Origin of the sequence: Corynebacterium sp. HMSC074C04, assembly GCF_001838295.1 — a bacterium.
GTDB classification, from domain to species: domain Bacteria; phylum Actinomycetota; class Actinomycetes; order Mycobacteriales; family Mycobacteriaceae; genus Corynebacterium; species Corynebacterium amycolatum.
Genome location: NZ_KV836272.1, coordinates 1,237,175 through 1,243,368 on the forward strand (window position 1 = coordinate 1,237,175; position 6,194 = coordinate 1,243,368).

Consider the following 6,194-nt stretch of genomic DNA (forward strand, 5'->3'; position numbering starts at 1 on the left):
TGTGGTTTCGCGCGACCGGCCGAGCTGACTGGTCAGCGGCCGGTTGGCGGGCCTAGACCTTCAGCCGGCCCGTCAGCGCGCGGGACAAGGTGAGTTCATCGACGAACTCCAAGTCACCGCCGAGCGGCATGCCGGAGGCTAATCGAGTGACCTCGAGATCCGGGAAGTCCCGGAGCAGCCGGGCCAAATAGGTCGCGGTTGCTTCGCCCTCGGTGTTGGGGTCAGTCGCGATGATGACCTCGTGGATTTCGGGGGGCTCGGTCTCGTCGACGTTGTCAAGCACGCCGGCGATACGTTGCAGCAGCGTGCGGATATTGAGCTCGTTCGGACCGATGCCGCCGAGCGGATCGAGCGCCCCGCCGAGCACGTGGTAGCGACCGTTGTACTCCCCCGTGCGCTCGATGGCCTGGATATCGCGCGCCTCTTCAACGACGCACACCAGACCACGGTCGCGGCGTGTGTCCGAGCAGTACTGGCACACGTCGCTTTCCGAGATGTTGCCGCAGACCCGGCAGAATTGCACACCCTCGCGCACCCGCCCCAGCGCGGATTGGAGTCGCCCGATGTCCTCCGGCTCCGCCTTCATCAAGTAGAAAGCGATACGCTGAGCTGACTTCGGGCCGATGCCCGGCAGGCGCGAGAACTCATCAATGAGATCTTGGAGTGGTCCCTCGAACAATGATAATTACCTACAATTACTGGTCTGAAAAGCTAATTTAGAAACCGAGGCCACCGAGACCGTCGAAGCCCTGGGACAGCGGGCCCATCTTCTGCTCTGCCAGCGACTGCACCTTAGCGGTAGCGTCCTGGAAAGCAGCGAGGACCAGGTCCTGCAGCCCGTCGACATCCTCCGGGTCTACGACCTTCGGATCAATGGCGATGTCCGTGACCTCGCCCGAGCCCTGCATTGTCACCTTGACCAGGCCACCGCCAGCCTCACCGACGATGGTGGAAGCGACGATCTCCTGCTGCGCTGCCTGCAGCTGCGCCTGCATCTGCTGTGCCTGCTGCAGAATTGCGTTCATATCTGGCTGAGTCATAACTAACTTTCCTAACTATTGTGCTTTTTACGTGCTGATTTGTAGTTACGCGCACGCTTAAAGGCTCATCGCCCTTGCTTTACGACGCGCATCGCCGCCCCATTCTAACGGCTCTAGCGGTCTTCTAGCGGTTTGGCTCCCAGCTCCTTTTCCAGCATCTCCATGACCACGTCCTTTAGCGAACGGTGATCGAGCGACCCGACCTCGTTCGCGGCCTCGAAATACTCGGAGGTGTCCTCTTCGTAGTTGTTGTCCTGCGGGTTTTGGGAAACCGGGTTGTAGGTGGTGTTGGCGTTGGACGGGTTGCGCGAACCGTAGCCCCCTGCGCCCTCTGCGCCCTCTGGCGGAGCGAACTCCTCCATGGGCTCTGGTGGCAGCGGGACGCCGCCGAAGCCCGAATCCTGATTGGCCTGAGCTTGGGCATTTGCCTGGGCATTGGCTTGCGCCGCGCGCAGGAACGACTGCGGCTGCGGCTGGTTTGGCTGCTGTTGATGGACCGGGTTCGGGTTCGGCTGAGTCGGTTGGCTTGGCTGAGCTGGTTGATTTGGCTGGCTTTGCTGATGTGGCTGCGCTGGCTGGTCGGGACCTGCCTGGTGACCCATCGCAGCACGCTTGGCAGCCTCGATTTTTGCGCGGCGTTCCGCAACAGATGCGTAGGCCGACGACCGCTGAGGGCGCGGTGCGGGCTCTGGCTGCGCCTGCTGTTCCTGCTGTACCTGCTGCTCAGATGTCTCTGGCTGCGCTGGCGCTGCTGGTGTCGGTGCAGGGGCGGTGTCGTTCGGCGAGGACGAACCTCTTGACGACGAATCATCCTCCCCAGCAACGCCACCTGTAGCTGTTGAACGCGGTGCGCGCGGGCGCGTACCGACGACACAGTGCACCTGGCCGTTGAAACCCGTCACCTGCTTTACGGCAGCAGACAGTGCCTGTGCGTAATCCGGTGTGTTTAGCCTGGTAGCGAGCGCTCCTGTGCTGTGCCCGATGATGAGCCTGTCATTTTCGACATCGAGAGGTACCGCTTGCTCGGCCAGTACACGAATGGGGAACGCGTGCGGGCCGTCAACAGCTGCAAGGATGTCCTGCCAGCGCTCGCGGATTTGCTCGATACCGGCGGGTGCAGGTTCGGGCTCCGGCTGTGGTGTTGGTTCCGGTTGCGGTGCTGGCTCTGGTGCTTGCTGAACCTGCGGTTCCGGCTGCGATTCTGGCGACTGAGTAGTCTGCGTTGGCTGTTCGGGCTGCTCGGGCTGGGCGGCCTGAGTTGGCCGTGCCGACTCGGCTGATTGCTCGGGCTGGGCTGGTTGTTCAGACTGTGCGGTCTGAGTCGGCTGGGTTTGCTGTTCAGAGTGTGTTGGCGAGGAAGAGACAACTGGCTCCTCCTCGACAATCGGCATGGAGCCGCCTTCACCCTCACGCTCACGAGTCTGCTGCTCACGCTCCTGTGCAAGCTGCGCCCGAGTCTGCTGCTCGCTAATCCGGGCATGCTCCGCCATCTTCCGACGGAACTCACGAATCTTCTCTGCCTGAGCCTCTTCCTCGGACAGCGGCTGCTCAGCCGATTCAGGCTGCTGCGGTTGTTCAGCCTGCTGAGGCTGCTCAACTGATTCGGCCGACGTAGCCTGCGTAGGCTGTTCAGGCTGCTCAGCGGGCGCAGTAGGTGCTTCTGGTGCAGGCTTCGGCTCAGTTACCGACTCCTGCGACACCGCTGCCGCTGGTGCCGATTGCTGCTCAACGGGTTCCGACTGAACCTTAGGCTGCGGTCCCGGCTGGGGCTGAGGTTGCGACGGTGCCTGCGCTGGCGCTGCCTGCTCAGTACGTCCGCGCTGAGTGACCGAAGCCGACTGCGCACCCTTCTTACGCTGGGCATTCCGCTGGCGCCACGCCTCCCGAGCCGACTGGCCAGACTGCATCGGCGACGCTTCAGCCGCACCCGCATCGGAAGACACCGGTGCCGCTGCGGGAGTTGCGGCCCCCGAGCCGTCGGCAAGCGCGGGCCTGCCGTGCTCCAACGCTTCTACGCGCTGCAGCAGCGACTCCACGGAGTCTTCGGTGGCGGGCAGGAGCATGCGCGCACAGAGAACTTCGAGCAGCAAACGCGGCGACGTCACGCCGCGGAAGTGCCGCAGACCATCAGAGAGCACCTGCGTGAAGCGCGTCAGCGTCGCCGGGGGAATTGTCCCGGCCTGCTCCAGAACACCGTCGATTTGGCTCTCCGGGATCTCCACCAAGCCCTGCTCCAGCGCATTCGGCACTGCGGACAGCACCAGCAAATCACGCACCCGGCCAAGCAGATCCGAGGCAAACCGCGCCGGATCCTGACCCGACATAATCACACGCCCGACCACGCTAAACATGGCCGCACGATCGCCCGCTGCCAGCGCCTCAATCGCATCCGTGATAATCACGCTGTCAGTGACACCGAGAATGGCCGCAGACGTTTCATAATCCACGCCATTGGTGCCGGAACCGGCAATGAGCTGATCCATAACCGACAGCGAGTCACGCGGCGAACCACCACCGGCCTGGATGACCAGCGGATACACGTCCGGCTCTACCCGCACGCCCTCGGCCGTGACCACACGCTCAAGCAGCCCGCGCATATCCGGCGGAGTCAACAACCGGAACGGGTAGTGATGCGTACGCGAACGAATAGTCGGCAGCACACGCTCCGGCTCCGTGGTCGCAAAAATGAAGATGAGGTGCTCCGGCGGCTCTTCCACAATCTTCAAAAGCGCATTGAAACCCGAAGCGGTAATCATATGCGCCTCGTCAATAATGAAGATGCGATAGCGCGACTCCGCCGGCTGGAAGATAGCCTTTTCCCGCAGCTCACGCATATCTTCCACACCATTGTGGGAAGCCGCGTCCAGCTCAATAACGTCCAAATTGCCCGGACCGCCCGGCGCTAGCGCACGACACGACGCACACTGGCCACACGGTGTGGCCGTCGGCCCCTCCGCACAGTTCAAACTGCGCGCCATAATGCGCGCCGACGAGGTCTTGCCACAGCCACGCGGCCCGGAGAACAAATACGCATGGTTAATGCGGTTGGGACGCCCCTGCGCATCCCGAGATTCCAACGCCGCCGACAGCGGGTCAGTTACGTGCCGCTGCCCCACCACTTCGGCGAACGATGCCGGACGATACTTCCTATACAGAGCCACGTGCTCAGCCTACCTTCCACCCCGGATTGGCTAGTTCGAACCCTCCTGGGAAACAACCGACTCACGGCACCAATCCCGCAGGTCAGCATCCACTTCGGCCAACTTCTGCATCAGCGCCTGCGGACCCTGCTGCTCATAAAACTCCAGCTCCGCATCCGTGATCGGCACCAGCTGCGTCATCGTGGTCATGCGTCCCTGCGGGGACTCCACATCACCCTCATGCAGGCTGATCTTGCCCGGCATCTCGGACACATTCGGCACCCCGTCGCTCCACACGTACGGCACCGTGCACAGCACGTGTGCCACGGTAAAGGCCGTGCTTGACGACGACTCCCCTACCCCAGCCGCCTGATCAGCCGCTACCCGAATCGCATTCGGGATGACACGGCCCGGAATTGGCGAGAGAAACTCCGGCTCTTCCTCCACCAGCGCTCCCGCGGCCGCGACCATGGTGGCCACGGGAAAATCAGCGTAAGCGACGGCGAAGAGCTCCACGCGGATATCCGTCTGTGCAGCGCCAGTCAGGCCACAGTAGTTGCGGCCCAACTCCACCGTGGCGGCTGCCGCTTCCGGACGACGCTCGTTCGCTTGGCCGTCCGGCTCGTCGTAAAGCGAGAACTCAGCGACCCGAAGCGGTGCCGAATCATGTTCCTGCCCGTGCCGACCACTGGCCGGCAGCTCCGTCACATACTCACCGACCTGGGGTTCTCCGGGGAAAAGCCCGGAGATCCAAAACTTCGTCTCTTCGAAGTTCATACAGTCCTATCCCGACCCACTCGGTCTACTTGGCCTACGCAGTCGCCTTCTCAGCGGCGGCGAGCAGCACACAGGTAGCGACGCCGTTCATAGCGACCTCGAGCTCCTCCATCGGAGGCAGCGACGGTGCCAGACGGATGTTGCGGTCATTCGGATCCTGCTTCAGCGGGAAGGAAGAACCAGAACCGGTTAGCGCAATACCGGCCTCCTTAGCCAGCTCCACCACGCGACGAGCGGTGCCATCAACCACGTCGAGGTTGATGAAGTAACCGCCGGTCGGCTTCGACCACTCTGCCACGCCGTACTCCGTCAGGCGCTCATCCAGAATCTGCAGCACCTTCTCAAACTTCGGAGCCAGCGAACCGGCGTGACGGCGCATCTGCTCGCGCACGCCCTCCGCGTCACCGAAGAACTTGGCGTGAGCCAGCTGGTTGACCTTGTTCGGGCCAATGCCGCGGATACCAGCGTGCTTGAGGTAATCCTCCAAGTTGGCATCCGAAGAAGCGTAGAAAGCAACGCCGGCACCAGCGAAGGTGATCTTCGAGGTCGAGCCGAAAGCCCACACACGGTTCGGATTGCCCGCCTCTTCCGCCCACTTAATGACGTTGTGAATCTCCGGGAACTCATCCGTCAGCGTGTGAACCATGTAGGCGTTATCCCACATCAGACGGAAATCCGGAGCAGCGGTTTCCATTTCAACCAGACGACGGCAGACCTCAGCGCTGTAGGTCACGCCCGTCGGGTTCGAGAACATCGGGACATTCCACATGCCCTTAATCTGCGGGTCAGAGGCAACCAGCTTCTCCACGACATCCATATCCGGACCGTCTTCGTTCAGCGGCACCTGGATCATCTCAATGCCGAAGTGCTGCGTAATGGAAAAGTGACGGTCATACCCCGGAACCGGGCACAGCCACTTAAGCACCGGCTCCTCGTTCCACGGGCGTTCCGAGTCGACGTTGCCGAACTGCATGGCCCACGAAATCAGGTCAAACTCGATGTTCAGGCTGGAAGCATCCTGTGCCAGGACGTTTTCCACCGGCAGATCCATCAGTTCCGCCCAGATAGCGCGGATATCAGTAATACCCTTGGCGTTGCCGTAATTGCGGACGTCCTCCCCAGAAACCGAAATGTAATCCGGCGCCGGGAGACCCAGCAGGGCATTCGCGAAATCAAGCTGCTCCGACGACGGCTTGCCACGAGTCAAATTCAGTGCGAGGTTACGGGACTTCAGTTC

General features: G+C 62.1%; 5 protein-coding genes. All 5 read right to left on the minus strand.

From position 1 onward, the window contains the following. Positions 1-52: 52 nt before the first annotated feature. Positions 53-679, minus strand: a complete 627-nt coding sequence (gene recR / locus HMPREF3011_RS09855; RefSeq protein ID WP_070841460.1) for a recombination mediator RecR — start codon at positions 677-679, stop codon at positions 53-55. A gap of 37 nt (positions 680-716) precedes the next feature. After that, positions 717-1,040, minus strand: coding sequence for a YbaB/EbfC family nucleoid-associated protein (locus HMPREF3011_RS09860; RefSeq protein ID WP_005511884.1), 324 nt, complete (start codon positions 1,038-1,040; stop codon positions 717-719). Between the two features lie 113 nt (positions 1,041-1,153). Continuing rightward, positions 1,154-4,201, minus strand: a complete 3,048-nt coding sequence (locus HMPREF3011_RS09865) for a DNA polymerase III subunit gamma and tau (RefSeq protein WP_070841461.1) — start codon at positions 4,199-4,201, stop codon at positions 1,154-1,156. Positions 4,202-4,231: 30 nt separating this feature from the next. Beyond that, the gene (locus HMPREF3011_RS09870; RefSeq protein ID WP_070841462.1) at positions 4,232-4,957 is read right to left on the minus strand and encodes a suppressor of fused domain protein; all 726 of its coding nucleotides are present in this window, start codon (positions 4,955-4,957) and stop codon (positions 4,232-4,234) included. Positions 4,958-4,991: 34 nt separating this feature from the next. Beyond that, a partial coding sequence (locus tag HMPREF3011_RS09875; protein WP_070841463.1) for an aspartate aminotransferase type Ic occupies positions 4,992-6,194 on the minus strand: 1,203 nt, incomplete at its 5' end.

Bases quoted from the DNA above. Each gene is read 5' to 3' on its own strand.
- HMPREF3011_RS09860 (WP_005511884.1), bottom strand. From the start codon at position 1,040: ATGACTCAGCCAGATATGAACGCAATTCTGCAGCAGGCACAGCAGATG.
- HMPREF3011_RS09870 (WP_070841462.1), bottom strand. From the start codon at position 4,957: ATGAACTTCGAAGAGACGAAGTTTTGGATCTCCGGGCTTTTCCCCGGA.